General features: G+C 45.1%; 2 protein-coding genes. One reads left to right on the plus strand and one right to left on the minus strand.

Annotation, left to right across the window (positions count from 1 at the left end):
- The coding region (locus R8N47_RS27665) for a YgjV family protein (protein ID WP_318186419.1) at positions 1-377 on the plus strand (377 nt) is incomplete at its 5' end.
- Here R8N47_RS27665 and R8N47_RS27670 read toward each other — a convergent pair.
- On the minus strand, positions 338-548 hold a 211-nt coding region (locus R8N47_RS27670; RefSeq protein WP_318186420.1), incomplete at its 5' end, for a carboxymuconolactone decarboxylase family protein. The genes R8N47_RS27665 and R8N47_RS27670 overlap by 40 nt on opposite strands.

The raw sequence follows: 548 nt of genomic DNA on the forward strand, positions 1-548 counted from the left end.
ATGGCATTCGCAGTTTCGCCTCCATCAAAACTCAATCACGCAAAGTGATGTGGTTCTTCATTGCACTGATGTGGCTGATGACTCTGCCAAATATGAGCCACTTTTTTGAATTCATCACCGTGTTTGGTTCCTCCGTTGCCACTTGGGCACTGTTTTCCAAACAAGGCATCGCCCTGCGCAGCTTAATTTTATTCAACTCATTTTGTTGGGTGAGCCACAACCTATGGCTTGGCTCGATTGGTGGCTCATTGGTTGAGAGCACCTTTATCGTCACCAACCTGTTGACCATTTATCGTTTGTTTCATGCCCAAGAACACATCTCCCAAACCCAAAACAATCAGTTTTTGGCGTCTAACACCGAATCCAGTACAGATTGAGCATTACTCGCAATACTTTCATCACAGCACTGCTTTAAAACCAGAATGAAATCATTCAGTTCTTCGGCAGACACGCCATTATTCATGCTGATGTTGTAGTGTGCCGCAAGCTGACTGTTCACTCCGTTGATATTTGCCAGCGCTGCAATCGTGGCAATTTCTCGTTGTTTC

This window comes from Vibrio sp. 2132-1 (assembly GCF_033344315.1).